General features: G+C 46.7%; 16 protein-coding genes, 1 tRNA gene, 1 pseudogene and 1 CRISPR repeat array. Of the genes and pseudogenes, 7 read left to right on the plus strand and 11 right to left on the minus strand.

The window, feature by feature from the left end; genetic code table 11:
• Position 1 precedes the first annotated feature (1 nt).
• Positions 2-1,399 carry an ATP/GTP-binding protein gene (locus tag QZ938_RS02985; RefSeq protein WP_293347858.1) on the minus strand — a complete coding sequence of 466 codons (1,398 nt, stop codon included), beginning with the start codon at positions 1,397-1,399 and terminating at the stop codon, positions 2-4.
• 333 nt (positions 1,400-1,732) lie between these two features.
• Complete coding sequence (gene gcvP, locus QZ938_RS02990; protein WP_363318771.1) at positions 1,733-4,708, minus strand: aminomethyl-transferring glycine dehydrogenase; 2,976 nt, start codon at positions 4,706-4,708, stop codon at positions 1,733-1,735.
• A 415-nt stretch (positions 4,709-5,123) separates the two neighbouring features.
• Here gcvP and QZ938_RS02995 point away from each other — a divergent pair, with 415 nt between their 5' ends.
• Positions 5,124-6,386: a transposase gene (locus QZ938_RS02995; RefSeq protein WP_293146418.1), complete on the plus strand. Its 1,263-nt coding sequence runs from the start codon at positions 5,124-5,126 to the stop codon at positions 6,384-6,386.
• A 41-nt stretch (positions 6,387-6,427) separates the two neighbouring features.
• On the opposite strand, the gene gcvH is transcribed toward QZ938_RS02995, so the two are convergent.
• Entirely contained in the window at positions 6,428-6,817 is a 390-nt protein-coding gene (gcvH, locus tag QZ938_RS03000) for a glycine cleavage system protein GcvH (protein WP_293347861.1), read from the minus strand.
• 159 nt (positions 6,818-6,976) lie between these two features.
• Between gcvH and QZ938_RS03005 the strand changes: the two genes are divergently transcribed.
• On the plus strand, positions 6,977-7,804 hold the full coding sequence (locus QZ938_RS03005; protein WP_363318770.1) for an alpha/beta hydrolase: 828 nt from the start codon (positions 6,977-6,979) through the stop codon (positions 7,802-7,804).
• Between the two features lie 28 nt (positions 7,805-7,832).
• A CRISPR array of direct repeats spans positions 7,833-8,326; the repeat unit is 26 nt; unit sequence AAGAAGGACTGAAGTCCTCACTACGA.
• 20 nt (positions 8,327-8,346) lie between these two features.
• On the opposite strand, the gene QZ938_RS03010 is transcribed toward QZ938_RS03005, so the two are convergent.
• Entirely contained in the window at positions 8,347-10,533 is a 2,187-nt protein-coding gene (locus QZ938_RS03010) for a phosphodiester glycosidase family protein (RefSeq protein WP_293347867.1), read from the minus strand.
• Between the two features lie 1,012 nt (positions 10,534-11,545).
• Here QZ938_RS03010 and gltB point away from each other — a divergent pair.
• Positions 11,546-16,240: a glutamate synthase large subunit gene (gene gltB, locus QZ938_RS03015; protein WP_293347870.1), complete on the plus strand. Its 4,695-nt coding sequence runs from the start codon at positions 11,546-11,548 to the stop codon at positions 16,238-16,240.
• Positions 16,241-16,452: 212 nt separating this feature from the next.
• Here the strand turns inward: gltB and QZ938_RS03020 are convergent, their stop codons facing one another.
• From QZ938_RS03020 to QZ938_RS03045, 6 genes and pseudogenes are all read right to left on the minus strand, one after another.
• Positions 16,453-16,872, minus strand: a complete 420-nt coding sequence (locus QZ938_RS03020; RefSeq protein ID WP_293146428.1) for a hypothetical protein — start codon at positions 16,870-16,872, stop codon at positions 16,453-16,455.
• A 384-nt stretch (positions 16,873-17,256) separates the two neighbouring features.
• Entirely contained in the window at positions 17,257-17,892 is a 636-nt protein-coding gene (locus tag QZ938_RS03025) for a Uma2 family endonuclease (RefSeq protein WP_293347873.1), read from the minus strand.
• Entirely contained in the window at positions 17,841-18,158 is a 318-nt protein-coding gene (locus QZ938_RS03030) for a hypothetical protein (RefSeq protein ID WP_293347876.1), read from the minus strand. The genes QZ938_RS03025 and QZ938_RS03030 overlap by 52 nt, the downstream gene beginning before the upstream one ends.
• A gap of 28 nt (positions 18,159-18,186) precedes the next feature.
• Positions 18,187-18,564, minus strand: a pseudogene (gene arr, locus QZ938_RS32980) (NAD(+)--rifampin ADP-ribosyltransferase); the annotation flags it as partial.
• A 399-nt stretch (positions 18,565-18,963) separates the two neighbouring features.
• Positions 18,964-19,200 (minus strand): DUF433 domain-containing protein, encoded by a 237-nt coding sequence (locus tag QZ938_RS03040; RefSeq protein WP_293146436.1) that lies wholly within the window; start codon positions 19,198-19,200, stop codon positions 18,964-18,966.
• 222 nt (positions 19,201-19,422) lie between these two features.
• Positions 19,423-19,653 (minus strand): hypothetical protein, encoded by a 231-nt coding sequence (locus QZ938_RS03045; protein ID WP_293146439.1) that lies wholly within the window; start codon positions 19,651-19,653, stop codon positions 19,423-19,425.
• Here QZ938_RS03045 and QZ938_RS03050 point away from each other — a divergent pair.
• Positions 19,652-19,813: a hypothetical protein gene (locus tag QZ938_RS03050; RefSeq protein ID WP_293146441.1), complete on the plus strand. Its 162-nt coding sequence runs from the start codon at positions 19,652-19,654 to the stop codon at positions 19,811-19,813. The genes QZ938_RS03045 and QZ938_RS03050 overlap by 2 nt on opposite strands.
• A 57-nt stretch (positions 19,814-19,870) precedes the next feature.
• Here the strand turns inward: QZ938_RS03050 and QZ938_RS03055 are convergent, their stop codons facing one another.
• Entirely contained in the window at positions 19,871-20,140 is a 270-nt protein-coding gene (locus tag QZ938_RS03055) for a hypothetical protein (protein ID WP_293146442.1), read from the minus strand.
• A 235-nt stretch (positions 20,141-20,375) separates the two neighbouring features.
• Here QZ938_RS03055 and QZ938_RS03060 point away from each other — a divergent pair, with 235 nt between their 5' ends.
• The 3 genes from QZ938_RS03060 (at position 20,376) to gcvT (ending at position 22,202) form a co-directional block, all read left to right on the plus strand.
• Positions 20,376-20,579: a hypothetical protein gene (locus QZ938_RS03060; protein WP_293347882.1), complete on the plus strand. Its 204-nt coding sequence runs from the start codon at positions 20,376-20,378 to the stop codon at positions 20,577-20,579.
• Positions 20,580-20,730: 151 nt separating this feature from the next.
• Positions 20,731-20,803, plus strand: a tRNA-Ala gene (locus QZ938_RS03065).
• A gap of 247 nt (positions 20,804-21,050) precedes the next feature.
• Positions 21,051-22,202, plus strand: a complete 1,152-nt coding sequence (gcvT, locus tag QZ938_RS03070; RefSeq protein ID WP_293348010.1) for a glycine cleavage system aminomethyltransferase GcvT — start codon at positions 21,051-21,053, stop codon at positions 22,200-22,202.
• Positions 22,203-22,599 lie beyond the last annotated feature (397 nt).

Consider the following 22,599-nt stretch of genomic DNA (forward strand, 5'->3'; position numbering starts at 1 on the left):
ATTAGTTTGTTGTGACAGATACAGCGGTTTCACAATTAAGCCACCCTAGATTTTCAGGGTTTCCAAAGAAGGGGATAGCCCCAAAACGTCCATTCAAATAGCCTTTCTCAATCTTCAGGTCTGGTCTCATTTTGAATTCGGCTAAGGAATAAAGATTAGAGGCACCTTGTTCGCTTTTTTCAACAAACCAAATTTCATCACGGCGGAGTAAACCTAGGTCGAGTAAATTGGTATCATGGGTTGTAAAGATCAGTTGGTTGTTTTTGTCTCTACAATTAATTGCTAGTTGGACAAAGTTACGAGAAAGCAGAGGATGCAAGCGCCTATCTAGTTCATCAAGGAAAAAGACTTTTTCTTCTTCTTGTTTGAGAATAAACAAAGCCGGAATTAGATTAATCAGACGTTGAGTTCCTTCTGATTCCTCTTCTATGGAAAAATCAACAAATCCTCCATCTTCACTGCGATGACGAGTTCTGAGTTGAATCAAAATTACTTGACTCTCATCATCCTTAAACAGGATATCTCTTGTACCTCCTAAGTTTTCAATCATTACGATTGAATTTTTTTCTGCTTGATTCAGGGCTTGAATCAGATTATCTCTTAAAACTTTAGGCATTGTTGGAAAGTGTCGCTCAAAATCCAACTCTAGTTTTTCTGTGACTATGGAGTCAATTCCTGTTCCTGCAAATTTCAGAAACTCACTCATAAAGTCTGTGAATGATTCATCGCTGAGTACACTAATTTCTAAGCCAGTATAATCGGCTTCTGCTGGAATAAGAGTTAATACTTTTCTGAACCATTCAAAAACAGGTTGTAAAATTACAACGTTTCTCTCCAGAGATTCTGTTAAAAAAAGTTGGTTTGGGCGAGTTCCTTCTGCAATAAAATCGAGAAACTGTTCGCGCTTCTTACTTCTACCTTTAAGCTTTGAACCATATTCAACTGTAGTTTCTTTTTTCGATGAAGTAACCCGCTCAAAGTACATCACTTCCTGCTTTTTGCCATCAGGAATTCCATATAGCCATTCTTCAAATATTTGCTCTCTATTTAATTTAAAGCCGTAGGAATATCGATCGCCTTTATGGGTAAAAATAAACTCGAACTTGCTTGGCTGCTTACTATAATCGCCCAATTTGAATGGAGAAACAGGGATAGTTTGAGTGCTGCGAGTTCCCTGTACCACTAAGTTTTTGGCAAAACTGATGGCCTCAATTAGGTTTGATTTTCCTGCTGCGTTTGCTCCATAGATTGCTGCAATTGGCAAGATCGATCGCCCTTTTTCTGCTATATCTTCAGCAAGGTGATCTATATGTTGTCGATCGCTATTAACTCCCACCATACTAAAAGTGACTTCATCCCTGAAGGATAAGAAATTTTCTATAGTAAGTTGAATTAACATTGTTTTTACCCATGAGGAGGAATAGGATTCCGCTAGTTTCAGGAACTATGGTAGCATAAAACGGTATTTAGGAGAAAAAATCTCCTAAATTACCTAGTTTTATTCAAATTTTATCTCTCTAGACGGAGATGTGGGATATGGGAGGCAGGGCTGTTTCATTCTCTTGTAGGGGCGGTGCCAAGAGTGCCCGCCCCAATCTCTGAAACACATACAAAATCGTGGACGAAGAGGGTAGGCACGCACCATCCACTACCCCTACAAAAGCATCGTTTCCCTGGGAATGAAACAGCCCTGCCTGAGATGGGAGGGGATTTAGACTCAGGGATTGCAACCTTAAGTGTAAGCCTCCATTGGCAGACAAGAACAGACAAAATTGCGATCGCCAAAAGCATTATCTATCCTACCCACCGCAGGCCAAAACTTATATTCGCGAGTCCAAGGAGTCGGATAAGCAGCTTGGCCGCGAGTATAAGGATGGTTCCACTCATCAACCATCAGAGATTCTGCGGTGTGCGGCGCATTTTTCAATACGTTATTTTGCGCGTCCACATTACCATTTTCAATCTCGGAAATTTCCCCACGAATCGCAATCATGGCATCGCAGAAACGGTCTAATTCCTGCTTCGATTCGCTTTCCGTCGGTTCCACCATTACTGTACCAGCGACGGGCCAAGAAACCGTCGGCGCGTGATAGCCGTAATCCATCAAGCGTTTGGCGATATCTTCGACTTCAATCCCTGCGGTTTTCTTGAGAAGTCGCAAATCCAGAATGCACTCGTGCGCTACCAAACCCGATTTCCCTTTGTACAAAACCGGATAATAAGATTCTAACCGTTTTGCCATGTAATTCGCATTCAGAATTGCAACTTTTGTCGCCTCAGTTAAACCAACTCCTCCCATCATCCGAATGTACATCCAAGAAATAGTCAAAATACTCGCACTTCCCCAAGGCGCAGCCGAAACAGCACCAACTGATTCTATCTTACTCTCCCCTTGACTAAGGGACGATTCTATCTTGCTCCCCCCCTTAGCAAGGGGGGGTTGGGGGGGGTAAGCTCTTGATTCTGTATCAGTAGAAGGCAAAAATTCCACCAAATGAGACATGACTCCAATCGGCCCCATACCCGGGCCGCCACCTCCGTGGGGAATGCAGAAAGTTTTGTGCAAATTCAAGTGACAAACATCGGCACCAAAATCACCGGGACGGCACAAACCAACTTGAGCGTTCATATTGGCGCCGTCCATATAAACTTGTCCGCCGCAGTTGTGGACAATATCGCAAATTTCTTTGATTTCTGACTCAAACACGCCGTGGGTAGACGGATATGTTACCATCAAAGCAGCGAGTTCATTTTTGTGCTTTTCAGCTTTTTTCTGCAAGTCGGCAACATCAATATTTCCCTGGGAATCGCACTCGACAGCAACTACTTTCATCCCAGCCATCACCGCGCTAGCCGGATTTGTACCGTGGGCTGACTGGGGAATCAAACAGATATTGCGGTGAGATTCACCTCGGTGTTCGTGGTATTGGTGAATTACTAACAATCCCGCATATTCGCCCTGGGAACCAGCGTTTGGCTGCAAGGAAATTCCGGCAAAACCGGTGATTTCTGCCAGCCATTGTTCGAGTTGCACGAACATCATTTGATAGCCGCGAGTTTGGTTGCGCGGTGCAAAGGGATGTATGTTACCAAATTCCGCCCATGTCACGGGAACCATCTCGGCTGTGGCGTTCAATTTCATTGTGCAGGAACCTAGGGGAATCATCGATGTATTTAGCGACAAATCCTTGGCTTCCAAGCGGTGCATATACCGCAAAAGTTCGGTTTCCGAGTGGTAGCTGTTGAAAACTGGATGGGTGAGATAACTGGTTGTACGATCGCAAAACTCAGGTAACATCATATAGGAAGTGAAGGCGTCTGCATTCAGCGGAACGCTCAGAGAATTCTCGCCGTCACCCCTGATATAATCCTTCTCCCGTGCAAAGATTTTCCACAACTCTTTAACATCTTCGGCCGTGACAGTTTCATCCAGAGTAATCCCCACGGTTGTTTCGTCGAACACCCGCAGATTAATGTGGCGATTTTGAGCGGCTTGTAGAACTTCCGATAGCGGTTTATCTCCCAATTCTACCCGGAGAGTATCGAAGAAAGGTCGATCGCCAATTTTGTATCCAAAGCTGGCAAGACCAGATGCTAAAATTGCGGTTAAACTGCGTACTTGTTCGGCAATTTGTTTGAGTCCAGACGGGCCGTGATAAACAGCATACATACTCGCCATCACTGCTAGCAAAACTTGGGCGGTACAAATATTGCTAGTTGCTTTTTCGCGGCGGATGTGCTGTTCGCGAGTTTGCAAAGCCAAACGTAAAGCAGATTTGCCGTTAGCATCTTTGGAAACGCCAACAATTCGCCCTGGAACTTGCCGTTTAAACTCTTCTCGCGTCGCGAAATAAGCTGCGTGGGGCCCTCCGAATCCCATCGGCACTCCGAAGCGCTGGGTGCTTCCTACGGCTATGTCAGCGCCGAATTCGCCGGGGGGTGTGAGGATGCAAAGACTCAAAATATCGGCGGCTACTGTGACTAAGGCGCCGGCTTGATGTGCCGATCGAATAAAATCGCTATAGTCATAAATTGCGCCATCAGTCGCTGGGTATTGCAGGAGTGCACCGAAAATTGTACGATCGCACTCAAAGCTTTGATGGTCGCCGACAATCACTTCAATTCCCAGCGGTTTAGCGCGAGTTTGCACCACTTCGATGGTTTGAGGGTGACAATCTTGCGAGACAAAAAACGCTTTTGCTTTATTTTTATTAGCGCCGTAACTCACCGCCATTGCTTCCGCCGCCGCAGTCGCTTCATCCAACAAGGAAGCGTTAGCAATTTCCAAACCGGTGAGCTCGATTATCATGGTTTGGAAGTTCAGCAAAGCTTCTAATCGCCCTTGGGCAATTTCGGCTTGGTAGGGAGTGTAGGCTGTATACCAGCCGGGATTTTCCAGGATATTTCGCTGGATGGCTGGGGGTGTGATGCAGTTGTGATATCCTGTCCCGATGTACGATCGAAATACGTGATTTTTAGCAGCAATTTCTTTCAATTCTGCCAAAGCAGCGTACTCGCTTTTGGCTGTGGGAAGTTGTAGGGGTTGAGAAATGCGAATTGCCGCTGGAACCGTTTTGTCAATTAACTCATCAAGGCTGGAAATACCCAAAACATCTAGCATTTGCTGGATTTCGCTGGGTGTTGGGCCAATGTGCCGCCCCGCAAAACCGTCGATGGAAGAAAGGTTTTGCTGTTGGCTGGGTTCAATTTGCGGGCTGTAGAGTACCAAGGGTAATTCTCCTGAATCGATTGTTGCTTCTTTGTTTGTAACATTTCGCAAAGGAAGTTCGGCAACGGATTGGGTAGTGGATTTAATGGATGTGGTGGTTTGGTAAAGAATTTTGTAGCGGATATAACGGTTCGACAGAGGATTTTGTAACGGATGTAGCGAATTAATTTTCAGGTTTGAGGGTTTGAGGTTCGAGGGAAAAAGCAAGAGAAGAGATTTTTCCAATCTCCCCCTCTCCCCCTCTCTCCTATAGTGCGTATGCTGAGAACCCCGGTCTTTCCCGCAGGGTATGAAAGCTAGAGGCAGGCTTAAGCCAGCAGCGTCAAAATGTTTTGAGTTCAGCCCGGAATAATCCTACAAAATGGTGTAGTATTTTGTAGGAGGTAATTGAACAATGCTGACATTAACTTACGAGTACAAGGCAATACCCACGGATGAGCAAATCCAACTGATTGAGCGCACTTTAGATGTGTGTCGAAAGGTGTGGAACTTTGCTTTGCGTGAGCGCAAAGACTGGTACAACTCGCGTAAGTGCCCAATTAATGCTTGTTCAATTACCTCTGAGTACATGATTCCAGCGGATGCGCCATACCCAAACTACTACGTACAAGCCAATGCGCTAACTCAAGCAAAGACCGTTTTTCCTGAGTTAGCAACAGTCAACGCTCAGGTCTTGCAGCAGGTTTTAAGGAAACTTGAAACCGCGTTTGTAGATATGAAGCGCAAGGGAATGGGGTTCCCCAGGTTCAAGAAGCGTGATGCAATGCGATCATTTGTATATCCACAAATGGGCAAAAGTCAATTCTTGAAGGGTAATCAAATCAAGCTGCCTCAATTGGGGTGGATGGGGTATATCAAGTCTCGCGAAATTCCTGACGGGTTTGTAGTTAAGCAAGCTCGAATTGTTCGTAAGGCTTCTGGATACTTTCTTATGCTGACACTCGAAAGCGCTGTTAGCGTGCCTGACACTGTGCCCACAGGATACCCTGTCGGAATTGATTTAGGGCTGGACAAATTTGCTGCAACTTCTGAAGGCGCGCTGATAGAGCGCCCAAACTTTCTAAATTCACTGCAACGCGAGTTGACATTACTGCAACGCAGACTGAAGCATAAAAAACTTGGCTCTGGCAATCGACGCCAGCTCAATCAGAAAATTGCACGACTTCATCAACACATTGCCGATACCCGCAAAGATTGGCACTTTAAGCTAGCTCACAAACTTTGTGACGGCGCGGGGATGCTGTTTGTAGAGGATATTGACTTTCGGGCATGGGCTAAAGGGATGCTCGGTAAGCATACTTTAGACGCTGGGTTTGGTCAATTTGTATCCATCTTGGAATGGGTATGCTGGAAGCGCGGCGTTTACTTTGGCAAGGTAAATAAGGACTTTACCTCCCAAGTGTGTCCACAGTGCGACACGCATACTGGCAAAAAAGAATTGAAGGACAGGATTCATTCTTGTCCCGAATGCGGCTACACAACTCATAGAGATATTGCAGCCGCACAAGTGATCCGCAATCGTGGGATCTCTGGGGTGGGACGCATCCTGGATGAAATTGCCTGTGGAGATGGTCTGACGGGGACTGGCAACAGTCTAGTTAAGAATCCGAGAAGCAGGAAGAAGAGTGGAGAAGCGCAGCTTAAGCCCGCTTCGTAACATCCTTTAAGAATCCCCGTGCATTCATGCCGGGGAGTACGTCAATCCCCTTCTACCATTTTGCGATAGTCTTGAACCGACAAAGCATCATCCGCATCGCTAGCGTTGTCAACGCGCACTTTCAGAAACCACCCAGCCCCATAGGGGTCTTCTGCCAAGTTTTCGGGAGACTCTATAATGTCATCATTGCGTTCTACAACTGTACCGGTCACAGGCGCTTTCAAGTCTTCAACTGCTTTCACTGACTCGACTGTACCGAAAGCTTCGCCTTTTTCTAGCGCTGCACCAACTTCAGGCAAATCTAGAAACACAATATCACCGAGTTGGTCAACTGCAAAGGCGCTAATGCCGATGGTGGCTATTTCCCCTTCGAGTCGGATGTATTCGTGAGTGTCTAGGTATTTCAGATCATCGGGGTATCTTAGTGTCATGTCATTTCCTTGCCGTAAAAAAGTATCAGTTAAATCTTATTCAATTATGGGCATTTATAGCTTTTCTCACTAAGTACGCATCGGGCATCGGGCATTGGGCATTGGGCATTGGGCATCGGGCATCGCACGCATACCTGACTTTTTGAGAAGGCTATAGTTATGGCGAAGTGGAATAAAAAAAATATGAAACTTTTACTCTTCGGGGAATTTTCTCTCAAGCGAATCTTGAGTTCTCTAATTTTTATCTATACTTTTCTGTGTCTTTATGCTGTCTTTTTTTCAGATAGGTTAATTTTTCAACCGCCTCCTGCTAGCTACCAGGATACCAGCGAAATTATTAAACTTAGCTCAGCTAATGGGATGAAAATTTCTGCTGTTTATTTTCCGAACCCGCAAGCTCAATATACCATACTTTACAGTCACGGCAATGCTGAGGATTTGGGATATATTTGGTCGGTTTTGCAAGATATCCGAGATATCGGGTTTGCTGTATTTGCTTACGATTATCAAGGTTACGGTACGAGTCAGGGCAAGCCTTCTGAGTATAATGCTTATCGCGATATTTCGGCTGCTTACAGTTATTTAACTCAACAGTTGCGAGTGCCGCCCAAGCAGATTATTCTCTACGGGCGTTCTGTTGGTGGCGGGCCTGCTATTGATTTGGCTGCGCGGCAATCTGTTGGAGGTTTGGTGGTTGAAAGTTCGTTTGTTTCTGTTTTTCGGGTGTTGACGCGGATTCCGCTTTTCCCGTTTGATAAGTTTGTCAATATTGATAAAATTGGTAAAGTGCGATCGCCCGTTTTAGTGCTTCACGGTAAGGCAGATCGGGTAGTGCCGTTTTGGCACGGAGAGGAGCTTTTTGCGGCCGCTAAGGAGCCGAAACTTAATTTTTGGGTCGATCGCGCGGGACACAATGATTTAATGGAGGTGGCTGGCGATCGCTATGCTACCACTTTGCGAAGGTTTGCTGGTGCGATCGCCAATTAAGTTTGTAGTGAGGACTTTAGTCCTCGGGAAGAAGGACTGAAGTCCTCACTACGAACCTTTTTTTGGGAGTTGAGTCTTCGGGAAGAAGGACTGAAGTCCTCACTACGAACCTTTTTTTGAGACTTGAGTCCTCGGGAAGAAGGACTGAAGTCCTCACTACGAACCTTTTTTTGAGACTTGAGTCTTTGGGAAGAAGGACTGAAGTCCTCACTACGAACCTTTTTTTGGGACTTGAGTTTTTGGGAAGAAGGACTGAAGTCCTCACTACGAACCTTTTTTTGAGACTTGAGTTTTTGGGAAGAAGGACTGAAGTCCTCACTACGAACCTTTTTTTGACCTTGGAAAGAAGGACTGAAGTCCTCACTACGAACCTTTTTTTTAGACTTGAGTCTTTGGGAAGAAGGACTGAAGTCCTCACTACGAACCTTTTTTTGACCTTGGAAAGAAGGACTGAAGTCCTCACTACGAACCTTTTTTTTAGACTTGAGTTTTTGGGAAGAAGGACTGAAGTCCTCACTACGAACCTTTTTTTTTCGATGGATTTATGGTTGGATGAAAATGCCGATCGCATTATGGACTCTCGCAGCAGTGGACGGCGGGCGATCGATCAAACTGCCTCCCAAATACAAACTTGTCGAACTTCCCCCATCCAAGTTTAAAGCCTCCACAGCGCCCATTTGCTGCAAGATCTGCGCCAGTTCCGCGAAATTTGGGCCCGCCCCGCCCGCGCGATTGTGGACGGCTACAATTAGCAAATTCCCCGCAGCAGTTCGCCCGATCGCACTCCGAATCGCTGTCTGTCGAACGTAGGCATCGCTAAAGCCTTCCGCCTTGGCATCCACGGCAACTCGACTGTTTTGTACTAACACCGGCCCGCCACCGAGAATGTAAGGAAAACGGTTAAAATCTGCGGGAATTGTGTTAGTTTCTAAACGCAATAAATCTCCTGCTGCCAATTGGGATGCAGGAGATAAATCGGAACGCAAAGCTAAAATATAACCGTTTCCTGGAATTGGAAAATTGGTTTTTCCCGCCGCACCTCCGGGGGATTGGCCGATCACTCTATCGCCCGCAACTGTCACAACTATTTCATCGTCTGAAAACGGAGTATAAGTCGCTCCCCAATCAAGATTGTAACGACCGATTCCTGATGTCACGTAGGCACTATTTAACTGGGAAACAGACAAGCGCTGATTCCCAGGAGTTATTAAAGTTTCTTGCAAGGTCAAACGAGCGATCGCAAATTCGCCTCGATCGTTCCAAGCAATCGCCCCCCGGTTCAATATCGGCCCGGAAAGCCATTTAGTATCCCGCCGAATCGCACCTAAAGCCAGTCGGTTGATGCGATTGAAAAATCCGGCATTAATTGCAGCACCCGTTCCCGAAACTTCGGCTGTTTGTAATAAAGCTGCACTACCTTTCTCTGTCGGCGGATTGCTCAACAGCGGTCTAATTTTCACACCGGATTGACGCGGATTTACTTCTAAGGAGTATACGGGGAAACGCGCTGTTCCTAGATTTTGATACTGCTGGCGCCATCGAACTCCAGCCGCCCAAGCAATGTCTTTTTCTACTAACGAGTCTGGCCGAATGTCTATTACTAATCGATTCGGATTTCCTAAACTGAAAACTTGCGGCCGCCAGCCTAAGGGAATTTGTACTTTTACTTTGGTTTGATTCCCCGCAGGTTCGATTTTTAACGATCGCAATTGCTGACTGGTTGCAAAAATGCGATCGACAAAACTGCGATCGACTTTGGCATCGATCGCGATCGACCATTCTTGACTGGCGATCGCGCGATCGGGTGCTAGCGGCTGCGAGAGCGCGGGTTTAGTCGGGTCGTCTGGTGTTTCGAGGTTTGGTGCTGGGGGGCTTGCCTGCAAAGGAATAGCGGGTTTTGTGGGGTCGTCGGTTGGCGGTGGGCTGGGTGTATCGACGATGTTAACTTGCCACGGGGCCGCGCGATCGAGATCTAGAACAATGCGATCGCCCGTTTCTCTCGCTGCTTGCCGAATTCCGGTGACATTTGCAGGTTGAGATGTAATTTTTAGGAGATTGTTGTCGATCGATATTTGCCAACCGGCAAGTTTAGCAAAATCGGTAATATCTAAGTAACGATACGCACCAGTCGATCGCACTTTCAAACTTTGAGTATTAGTTAAAGATACGGCAAACCACTGCACTGGTTGTTTGGCACTGTCGGCTGTATTGAGTAAATCGACTCCGGCAGATTGCATTAATCCCACATCCGCAATCCAAGTTCGGAAATTAGTAGAAGTGTTATTTGTTGGCTGCTGAGTCCAAGCTAATGGCAAAATTCTGCCGTTGAGAGAGACTTGGCGGCCTTGTCTAATTCTGGCAACTGGCGGTATGGATTGAGTCATTAGTTTTAACTCAGACTTTGCACTATTCTTGGCCACAGGCAAGATGCCTGTGCCACCATCAATTAACAGCCTTGTGGGGTGGGCTTCTAGCCCGCCCTCAGTCACAGGCAAGATGCCTGTGCCACCATCAATCAAACCTTTCTTTGTGGGGTGGGCTTCTAGCCCGCCCTCAGTCACAGGCAAGATGCCTGTGCCCCTCCGACTCTCTTGGGCTGTTGTGGGTTGATTCCACACCGAGCACAGGACGATCGCCAGTAGCGGCGAAATCGAGACTGACAACATCCACAGCCGATCGCGCGATCGCCTTCTGTTAGCTGCTACTAGCCGTTTTTGTCTGATGTGCATTTTTTTATTCTCAAAACCTAAAACCATTAACCTTCAAAAACGCCTGCCTTACAGCAAAACGGTAAAAACTTCTAATTTTGTTGGATAATCTTAATTTCTTTCGCTGTGTAGTTGGCTGTAGTTAGCTAGACAGGTGGGAATCCCCAGCCCATAATCTTTGATTTGGGGTGGGATGAAAGACGCGCGAGGATATGAGCGACCCTCTCACCGCGATGTTGAGGGTAGCCAACCAGTAATGGAGGGTGGCGACGAGACGAGCACTCCTCCGTAATAATTGCGGTAAAATACTCATACCTTAGATCAAAGAATAACAATCTGGGTCTAAGTCAAAAGTTTTGATGTGACAAGTGGGGCGGGACGTGTTCCTCACTATAAAACGCCGTAGAGGGAAACGATTGGAGTACCTTGAAGGAAGATCTTGATATCCTTGACCGGACTCAGATGCCTACAACATACCGCTTGCAGTTGGTGTAGGAGCGTCACCTGCATAATATAAGGCAGGGTTTCATTAAATTGCGATCCTCCCTGCTACAACACTACTTCCACCTACTCACTAAGCGAGCAGGTGTCTTTTGTCTCTGGGGCGCTGATTAAAGCAATTCAATACCGCAGCGAGCAAAATAAAGCTAGAGTTACTATCTACTGATGTTCGCTGCAAGGGGATCGAGCGGACTCAGGAAAAACACGCAAAAAACTCGTGAAGCGCAGCTATCCGGCTCTTAATCCCCCCCCAATATATCTAGTTGCTGGATAGCGATTCCTCAAAGGATGGTTGCTTGTTAACAGCAGCGTATTCTGCGAGACATCTCCGAAGTGATTCGATCGAGATAATTTAAAATCTCCAAACAGGGTTTCCGCGTTACGTACAGGCAGCATCTACGTAAATTTTTATCGAATCAGCTTGCTATGTGCTGTTTTAAGATTTACTAGACTCCCACCGCTCGGCAGCATTCTCTCTCCGAGCTATAAAAACAAATCAACCACACAATCACAGAAATAACATTCAATCAACATGGGTAACACGATCGATCTAAACAGCAACGTGCATCAAACTGAGCGAGGAACTCCATTTGCCGGCCAAAACTGGTTAGTGGAAGAAAGAGATGCCTGCGGTGTGGGGTTTATTGCCAATCAAAGCGGCGAAGCTACGCACTCACTTATTCAAAAAGCCCTCCCAGCCTTAACTTGTCTGGAACATCGCGGCGGTTGCAGTGCAGACTCCGATTCCGGCGACGGCGCAGGTTTGATGACTGCAATTCCTTGGGAATTGTTGCATACTTGGTTTGCCGAACAGGGAATTGTGCCTCCACCACAGGAACACTGCGGCGTGGGAATGCTGTTTCTGTCTCAAGATGAAAGTCAAGCGCAGACAGCGCGGCAGGTGGTTGAGCAAGTTATGGTCGATCGCGGTTTAACTGTTGTGGGATGGCGAAAAGTTCCCGTTTTACCGTCGGTTTTGGGCCCGCAAGCGCGGGAAAATCAACCTCAAATCGAACAGATAATCGTAAGTTCACCGAACTTGCAGGGAGATGAGCTCGACAGACAGCTATTTCTCGCCCGCCGCACCATCGGACACTCGCTATCGGATCGCCCCGGCTTCACCCGCCAAGACTTTTATAGTTGTTCTTTTTCCTGCCGCACGATCGTCTATAAAGGCATGGTGCGATCGGCAATACTCGGAGAATTTTACCTCGATCTGAAAAATCCCGCTTATAAAAGCGCCTTTGCCGTCTATCACCGTCGCTTCAGCACCAACACCATGCCCCGCTGGCACCTAGCCCAACCCATGCGCTTGCTGGGACACAACGGCGAAATTAACACGCTGTTGGGCAATATTACCTGGATGACGGCGCGGCAAGCCAATTTGTCTCACCCGAATTGGAGTCAAGCGGATATCGACACGTTCAATCCCATTGTCAACTCCGAAAGCAGCGATTCGGCAAACTTGGACAACGTGATGGAAATGTTGGTGCACTCCGGCCGCACTCCCCTGGAATCCCTGACAATTATGGTGCCCGAAGCCTATAAAAATCAGCCGGATTTGGCGCCCTATCCCGAAATTGTCGATTTTTACGAATATTACAGCGGTATTCAAGAACCTTGGGACGGCCCGGCGCTGTTGGTATTCAGCGATGGCAAGCAAGTAGGTGCTACGCTCGATCGCAACGGTTTGCGTCCGGCCCGTTACTGCATTACTAAAGACGGCTTGGTAATTGTCGCCTCCGAAGCCGGAGTTGTCGATATTCCCGAAGCAGATATCGTCGAAAAAGGCCGCTTGGGCCCAGGACAAATGATTGCAGTGGACTTGCAAACTAAGGAAATTCTCAAAAATTGGCAGCTAAAACAGCGGATTGCGAAGCGGCACCCCTACGGCGAATGGCTGAAACAAAACCGCGAAATCTTGCAGCCGCAGCCTTTTGCCGAAACCGCAACCCTCGACTCGCAAGCGCTGTTAGCCACCCAAACTGCTTTCGGCTACACCGCCGAAGATTTGGATATGGTAATTGTGGAGATGGCAAGTTCTGGAAAAGAACCGACTTTCTGCATGGGCGATGATATTCCCTTAGCTGTATTGTCAGAAAAGCCTCAGTTACTTTATAACTATTTCAAACAGCGGTTCGCTCAAGTGACAAATCCGCCGATCGACCCCCTGCGCGAGGGAATGGTGATGTCACTGACGATGAATATGGGTTTGCGCGGCAATTTACTCCAAGCAACACCGGAAAATGCCAAGCTGCTAAAAATAGATTCCCCCGTACTCAACGACGGTGAACTGTCTTTCTTGAAAGACCAAAAGTCTTTCCCCGCAACGCAACTGTCAACTCTTTACAAAATTACTTCCGGGCCTGCTGGCCTACAAAGCGCAGTCGAGCAACTTTGTCAAGATGCTGTGGAGGCAATTCGATCGGGCGCAAGGATTCTAATTTTGAGCGATCGAGTGTCGAAGGAAGAAGGCGAATCTGCTGCTGTTGGTTTGAGTGATGAATGTACTTATATTCCGCCCTTGCTGGCCGTTGGTGCAGTTCACCACCACTTAATTAGCGTCGGGATGCGGATGCAAACTTCGCTGGTTGTGGATACAGCCCAATGCTGGAGCACTCACCACTTCGCGTGTTTGATCGGTTACGGCGCGATCGCAGTTTGCCCTTACTTAGCCTTGGAAAGCGTGCGCGGCTGGTGGTTTGACACCAAAACTCAAAACTTGATGGAACATGGCAAAGTTCCCAAGATTACCGTCACTGAGGCTCAAGCTAAATACCGCACAGCGGTGGAAAACGGCTTGCTGAAAATCATGTCGAAAATGGGGATTTCGCTGTTGTCTAGCTATCAAGGCGCGCAAATCTTTGAGGCGATCGGGATTGGCGCCGATTTGCTCGATTTGGGCTTCAAAGGCACTGTTTCCCGCATCGGTGGTTTGACTGTAGCAGAACTCGCTCACGAAGTAATGTCTTTCCACTCTCAGGCTTTCCCCGAATTACTCCAGAAAAAGCTGGAAAACTTCGGCTTCGTACAGTACCGCCGAGGTGGCGAATATCACATGAACAGCCCGGAAATGGCCAAGGCTTTGCACAAGGCTGTCGCTACATTTAAGGCTGATAGTAACGGTAACGGGGCCGACGCAAAAACCGCCTACGACCATTACGAGGTTTACAAAAAACAGCTAGAAAACCGCCCTGTTACGGCTTTGCGGGATTTGCTCGACTTTGCGAGCGATCGCCCTTCCATCCCCATCGAAGAAGTCGAATCTGTAGCAGATGTTGTCAAACGCTTCGCCACCGGCGGAATGTCCCTCGGCGCTTTGTCGCCGGAAGCCCACGAAACTTTGGCGATCGCGATGAACCGCATCGGCGGCAAATCCAACTCCGGCGAAGGTGGCGAAGACCCGATCCGATACAACGTGCTGAACGATGTGAGTCCGGCCGGTTTCTCACAAACGCTACCTCACTTAAAAGGTTTGCAGAACGGCGATACAGCCTGTTCGTCCATCAAACAAGTAGCCTCCGGGCGTTTCGGCGTAACTCCCGAGTACCTGATGAGCGCCCAACAAATCGAAATTAAAGTCGCACAAGGTGCGAAACCGGGTGAAGGCGGTCAATTGCCGGGGCCGAAAGTGAGCGAGTACATCGCCTATTTGCGCCGATCGAAACCGGGTGTAACTTTAATCTCTCCTCCTCCTCACCACGACATTTATTCGATCGAGGATTTGGCGCAGTTGATTTTTGACTTGCATCAAATCAATCCGAAAGCAGGAGTTTCGGTGAAGTTGGTATCGGAAGTCGGTATCGGCACTGTAGCAGCGGGCGTTGCCAAGGCAAATGCCGATGTGATTCAAATTTCCGGCCACGACGGCGGCACCGGTGCGTCTCCACTGAGTTCGATCAAGCACGCAGGTTCTCCGTGGGAACTCGGATTGACAGAAGTTCACCGAGTGCTGATTGAGAACAAGTTGCGCGATCGAGTTTTGTTGCGCGTTGACGGCGGCTTCAAAACCGGTTGGGACGTAATTATCGGCGCTTTGATGGGCGGCGAAGAGTACGGTTTCGGCACGGTAGCAATGATTGCCGAAGGCTGCATTATGGCTCGCGTTTGCCACATGAATAGTTGTCCTGTGGGCGTGACAACTCAACAGGAACACTTGCGGAAACGGTTCCCCGGAACACCGGAACACGTGGTTAATTTCTTCTATTTCGTAGCAGAAGAAGTGCGGAGTTTGTTGGCGAAGTTGGGTTATAAGTCGATCGCAGATATCATCGGCCGCGCGGATTTGCTGAAGATGCGTGAAGGGGTGAAACTAACTAAAACTCAAGCAATTAATTTGGATTGTTTGACGAAGTTACCGGATACTAAGGGCGATCGATCTTTCTTAGTCCACGGCGACATTCACACCAACGGCCCTGTGCTGGATGATGATTTGTTGGCGGATGTTGAGATTCAAAGTGCGATCGCCAATCACGGCACTGTCAGCAAGAATCTAACATTGGTAAATACCGATCGCACTGTGGGAGCACGTTTATCAGGTGCGATCGCGCTGCAACACGGCAACACCGGCTTTACTGGTGAAATCACCCTCAACTGCACAGGTACTGCGGGCCAAAGCTTCGGCGCGTTCAACTTACCGGGAATGACGCTGCGACTGTCTGGCCAAGCTAACGACTACGTTGGTAAAGGGATGCACGGTGGCGAAATTGCGATCAAACCGCCGATTGGTGCGACGTATGATGCTGCCGAAAATGCGATCGTTGGCAACACTTGCTTGTACGGCGCGACGGGCGGAACCCTGTTAGCTGCGGGTAAAGCAGGCGAACGATTTGCGGTACGCAACTCAATGGCGAAAGCAGTCATTGAAGGTGCGGGCGATCACTGTTGCGAGTACATGACAGGCGGCGTCATTGTCGTCCTAGGAAAAGTCGGTCGGAACGTCGGCGCTGGAATGACTGGCGGCTTGGGTTATTTCCTCGATGAAGATGGCAATTTCCCCGCGCACGTCAACGGAGAGATTGTGAAGATGCAGCGGGTTTCTACGGCCGCTGGTGAGGCGCAGTTGAAGGAGTTGATTGAGATGCAGTGCGATCGAACTAACAGCAAAAAAGCCGAGAAGATTCTCGCAAATTGGTCGGAATACTTGCCGAAGTTCTGGCAAGTTGTGCCGCCAAGTGAAGCGAATTCGCCGGAGGCTTCGGAGCAAAAGATTGCTGTAGAAGCTTAATTTTGCAGTCCGAGTTTCTTTAGCTTGTAGGCGCAGTCAGAAACCGGGTTTTTTCCAAAATCTTTGGTTGTTACCGACAGATTAGGTAAAAAACCCGGTTTCTTTAGCTTGTAGGCGCAGTTAAAAACCGGGCTTTTTTCCGAAATCTTTGATTGTTACCGACAGATGAGCGTAAAAAACCCGTTTTCTTGAGGTTGATGCGTAACTTTTAGTTAAACTAGAGTGTAATCTTTAACTGCCTCGCTTTGAAGGAATTCTTGATAAGCAGATTCATCTCCAAAAGATTCGATCGAAACCTGAGATTTTGGCATTGGTATTAGCGGAGTTTCGACGGGGACATATTTGCAGTATCCAACTACAATCATCTCAAACTCGTTATTAGGTATTGCTGTCGGGTACTCTTCCACCCTCACAACTTCCCAGTCTCCAGTACGGTAGTGGGTGCTACAACCGGAACCATCAGCACTGTGAAACTCCAGCAATCTGTACCCCGGTGCGGGAATAGGTTCGTTGGATGAATCAAAATACTCTGCAAGGATATCAGTGTATGCCCCAGTGTGGGCTAACAACCTATTATCTTCCCCCTCATTTTCAGTCCATTCGGCACGAAAAATTATATATTTTCTACCCATTAATCAATCCTCCTCGGTTTCTTCGATGTAATTAGGGAATTCAGTTTTGCCTTTAAAAACGCACTCCCACTTGAGAATGGGATTGTTTTGATTTACTCTATGTAAGTTTTAACTGCTACAACTGGCATACATTTTCGGATTATAACTACTTATTATTGTAGCAATACTTCGGACATTTTTAGATCTAATCGAGTATCTCAAACCCTTGATGGCTATAGGGATGAGTATTTTTTCAATGTTTGAGTCTAGCCCTGACTTTCAAAAAAACATTAAAAATGCCAGGGCTTACGCTGTAACGCTTACAGAGTCGTTGAAAAACTGTCCGAAGTATTGATTGTAGGCGGATGCGATCGAGTTTATCTGGAATTGAATTACGTTTATCGCCTATCGGTTAGCTAGTTGTTGCTTCAAATCGCGGATAGCAGCACTGGTGTTGCATTGATAAGCAATTTCTACACAACGGGCGATCGCACTTTGTAGATCGAATTCTGGAAAATAGAGGCTGTGGGTTTTAACTTGATAGTTTCCACCTTGCAGCCCATAAATTAACAGTTGCTGCTTCTTGTACAGCCAAATTTCAGGAACCCGATAGGGAAGATAGTCTTGTACATCCGAATAACTGGTAACATCAATTTCTATGGCTAAATCTGGCGGCGGATCGTTTTGCCAATCTATCCGCTTTTTTCCACAAACCGCTTGCCAATTGTTAATGTAAAAGCAATAATCTGGTTCAATTCCGCTTTCTTCTGGCACTGTCATGGTGATAGGAGTAAACGCATCATATTCCCGTTCATCGGCATCCAAAAGAGTTGTGACAATATTGGCAATCAAATGAGCATCTTTTCCGTGTACGGGTAGAGGTGACATCAGCAATACTTCTCCATTACGATACTTCAGACGCGGAATAGAGCCATCTCCTCGGCGATCGTACAAACTCTGATATTCTTGCCACGTTGCGGGTAAGCGCACTACAGAACCCGCAGGCAATTGAATTTTTTCGGGTGATACGAGGGCAAACATGGTCTAATCTCCCTTTTGCAGCCATTGACTTTAATGATAACAAAACTGGTGCGGGCGATCGCAGTTGAGCTTTCATGTATACCGTAAACTTTCACACCTTTTCTCGGTTTTACTGCCCGCGTCCTGGTTTGCAATCTACGAAACCTAATGCTTCTGTGCCCTTGAAAACTGGCGATCGAAATGGCGATCGGAATGGCGATCGGATATTCAATTTCCGCAGCACGCGCAATTAAAGCTTTTTTAATTCGTTCTGGCAAACGTCTCAAAATAACTTCGGCATTAGCACCTCAGAAATTAATTAATAATTTCTCCTTTGTTATTGGCCAACTTTTCACGCCATTTTTGAAGTTCCTCAGGTGTTTGTCTCACCCAATCTGTTACTTCGCCAACGATTTTTAATGGTGCTTGAGAGCGATACGATCGTGTCGGATTGCCCGGAAATTTTTTGTCTGTAACATTCGGGTCATTTTCAAACCCCCCTGTCGGTTCAACGATATAAACACGTTCACATTTATCACCTTTTGCTAATGCAGCAGCTAGTCCCGCCCCATTAACAAGCGCTGTGAAATAAATGTGATTCATTTTGAGTTCAAGTTTGTAATTAGAACTGCCCCCTGCTGTCAGCAAATCGCCAACCTGCAAATCTGCTTTCGTCCCATGATAAAAGGGGCCTTTGTCAGAAGGTTTATCTTTAAACGAAGTTGCTAATTCATAATTCTTTTTTGCATTGTCAGAGTCGCCTAAGTCTTCATAGCATTTGGCAATGTTTGAATATAGAGAAGGGAAAGCACTCTTAACAGAGTCGTTATTTATTCTTAATGCAAACAGCAAAGCCGTTTTGAGCCATTGTAACTTGTCGGGAACATTCTTTTGATATCGAACTACATAATGGGCTGAAATAAATTTTTCAAAGTCGTATTTTGCTTCGTTCCAGGCTTGAAAAAACAGTTTACTTGCTTCTTCTGGTTTGCCTTTTTCTTCCATGCCCATAGCTTGAAGACACAGTTTAACAACATTGTTGTTTGGGTTGAATTCCATGATTATCTCGTAATTATTATAATTTTGATATTGTCATGAGGCTAAAACGGGACGATCGAGCTTGCAGACTGCATACAGAAGCGAAGCTTTAATATCGTCAAGTTCCAAGTCTGGCAATTCTTCCAGAAACTCAAAAAATTGCTCACCCGCAGCTAGCAACTGTAGGATATCGATGACTCGAATCCGCATTCCCCGAATGCAGGGACGATCGCCACATTGTCTTGGATTCACCGTGATTCTGTCCAACAGATAAGCAACGGATGCTGGCATCGATCAAAATTGTTTGAAACCTTTGTCTCTAGCTTACCTCATTTATCGATCGAAATTCACGCCGCGATCGAATTGTGCGATCGCCATCTACGGTAACGGGCGCTGACGAATTCGATCGCGATCCACCACCGTAAACCGTTCCTCAAATTGCAATCTTTCCATCTGCAATAAATTTAACAATATTGATGCTGGTTCTTCCGGTGTCTGAGAATGTCGCGGACTTCATAGCTGCTCATAGTCCATCGGCGTAGACATTCCCGCTGCAATCTCGGCTTTGGCTTTCCGGGCTGCCGCGACTAGATTATTCTTCGTCCGCTTAAACGACTCATCCCATCGCTTTTCTTCTTCAATTTCTGACAGATATGCGCGAACATTCTCCACTACCTGCTTTTGAAGCTCGTCAGGTAGGGACTCAAGCATCTTAACGATCGTGGTAATTGCAGGAGAAGACATGGCATTTATTCAGTGCAGTGGATCTTCTCTATTCTACAACCTTCGCCACAAACAAGCCATAAAGTATTTCAATATAATCGCGATCGAACTCACGCCGCGATCGCACAATTCGATCGCCACTTCCAGCTCAATACTCTCTAAAGTATTATTTGTAGGCTAGGCGCAGGCAGGAAGTGTCTCATAAACGAGTTCCATGAGTTGTTCTGAAGCAACGGTATCAGAGATTATGACGTGAGACTTCTGCTGTTTTAGCTAAAAATTCTTGATAAGCCGATTCATCTCCAAAAGAGTCGATCGACACCTGAGCGTTTTGCATCGATATCAGCAGAATTTCTACAGGGACATATTTGCAGTATCCAACTACAATCATCTCAAATTCGTTATTAGCTATTGCTGTCGGGTATTCTTCCACCCTCACCACTTCCCAGTCTCCAGTATGGTAGTGCGCGCTAGAAGCGGAACCGTCAGCCCTGTGAAACTCCAGCAATCTGTACCCTTAAAACCCACTCCCACTTGAGAAGCGAACTCAAGCCAACTACCGTAAAGCAGAGCTAGCTCTCATTTACTTTGCATATTGTAATTATTAATAAAACCTATACTTTTTCTTGATGGCTTTGCACTGCTCCCCATCCGTTTAACACCAATACTTAAATACATCTGAGCTTATCTGCACTCCGCGAAAACTTTTGTTACAATATGTAAGCTGTTACAAATCGTAACTTATGCTGGTTTCTATTTTAATAATTGACGTTGCCCTCGTTGCCTGGTCATTGCATCTAATGCAAGAGGCGATCGCGCAACGAGAATTTTCACTAATCCTAGCCGGCACCCTAGTTGCGGTTTCAGCCGCGGCCCTGGTAGTCGTCTACTTCCTCATAGGGTCTTGTTTGAGCCATTTAACCGAAATATCCCAGCACACCTACTAGATTGTAGTGGCGATCGACAATTGTCAAAAAGCGAGGAATTTTTTTGAAAAAAAAGCCAAAAGCCTTGCCCGTCCAAGGCTCCAAACTATTTTTTCAAAAAGGCTTGACAAATATCGGTCAGTTAAGGCATGATTGAGAGCGCGAAAACAAAGGGGAATTAGCTCAGTTGGTAGAGCACTACAATGGCATTGTAGGGGTCAGCGGTTCGAGCCCGCTATTCTCCATATTCTCCATAAGTCAAGATGAGACGGCGGTTGAAACCGCGTCTACAAAAACCAAGTCCGCCTCCGCGGACTGAAGAGAATAACATAATTTTTAAAGCGTATTCTTGAGTGCACTTGGAGTGGGTTTTGTGTGTATACACGCGGTTTCAACCGCGAGCGTATTCTTAAATTCGATCGCGCCCACACCACAAAAACCAACTTTCCCGTAAAATCAAAACAGAGTCTACCCGCAACCAAAGCGCTACCTGTGGCAAAGTCAACTGAACCCAACAATCCAGAGAGGCCGAGTCAGCTTGCGCGATCGCCTCTGTACGAACTATCATTGCAGCTCAAAGGTCGAATGGTGCCCTTTTCCGGGTGGGAGATGGCAGTGCAGTACGCAGGTATCAGCAGCGAACACCAAGCAGTACGCCAGCAAGCAGGAATGTTCGACATTTCCCACATGGGAAAATTCTGTTTGAGAGGGAAACAGGTAATAGAAAAATTTCAACCCTTAGTACCGTCAGACTTAAGTCGGTTGCAACCAGGACAAGCTCAATATACAGTCTTATTAAATGACAAAGGCTGCATCCTAGACGACATTATTTTCTACTGCCAAGAACCCGATAAAATTACGGGCGAAGAACGGGCAGCAATCATTGTCAACGCCGCCACTCGCATCACAGACAAAGCCTGGATTGTCGCCCACTTAGACTTGAGCGAACTTATTCTCACCGACATCTCCGAAGACCAAGTTTTAATTGCAATTCAAGGCCCGGAAGCTGTTAACTATCTCCAGCCTTTTGTGGAAGACAACCTCGCACCAATTAAAGCTTTCGGACACTTAGAAACCAAGTTATTGGGACAACCGAGTTTTATCGCCAGAACAGGTTATACCGGCGAAGATGGATTTGAAATCATGGTGGATATAGAAACCGGAAAACAAGTCTGGCAAAAATTCCTAGATGCTGGCGTTGTTCCCTGCGGTTTGGGTGCGAGAGATACTTTGCGTTTAGAAGCGGCAATGGCACTTTACGGTCAAGATATCGATGACAATACTACACCTTTAGAGGCTGGATTGGGTTGGGTAGTTCACCTCGATAGCAAAGGCGATTTTATTGGGCGCGAGGTTTTGGAAGAGCAGAAAGCCACGGGAGTATCGAAGCGGTTGGTAGGGTTGGAAATGCAGGGGCGGCATATTGCGCGCCACGGCTATCCGATCATAGTTGCAGGGGAAAAAGTAGGAGAAGTTACTAGCGGTACATTATCGCCTACATTGAATCGGGCGGTAGCCCTCGCGGTTGTTCCAGCAAAATTAGGTAAAATTGGCCAGCAGTTAGAAGTTGAGATTCGCGGGAAAAATTACCCGGCTACGGTGGTGAAAAAGCCATTTTATCGATCGCCAAATCGCCCAAATTAAATAAGGTTCGTAGTGAGGACTTCAGTCCGCATCAATCCGAGGAATAAAGTCCTTACTACAAACCAACACAATATCAATCTTTCATATTAAAGCGGTTCGTAGTGAGGACTTCAGTCCGCATCAATCCGAGGACTAAAGTCCTTACTACGAACCAACACAAGATCAATCTTTCATATTAAAGCGGTTCGTAGTGAGGACTTCAGTCCGCATCAATCCGAGGACTAAAGTCCTTACTACGAACCAACACAAGATCAATCTTTCATATTAAAACGGTTCGTAGTGAGGACTTCAGTCCGCATCAATCCGAGGACTAAAGTCCTTACTACGAACCAACACAAGATCAATCTTTCATATTAAAACGGTTCGTAGTGAGGACTTCAGTCCGCATCAATCCGAG

The sequence above is a fragment of the Microcoleus sp. CAWBG27 genome (genome assembly GCF_020883145.1).
GTDB lineage: Bacteria > Cyanobacteriota > Cyanobacteriia > Cyanobacteriales > Microcoleaceae > Microcoleus.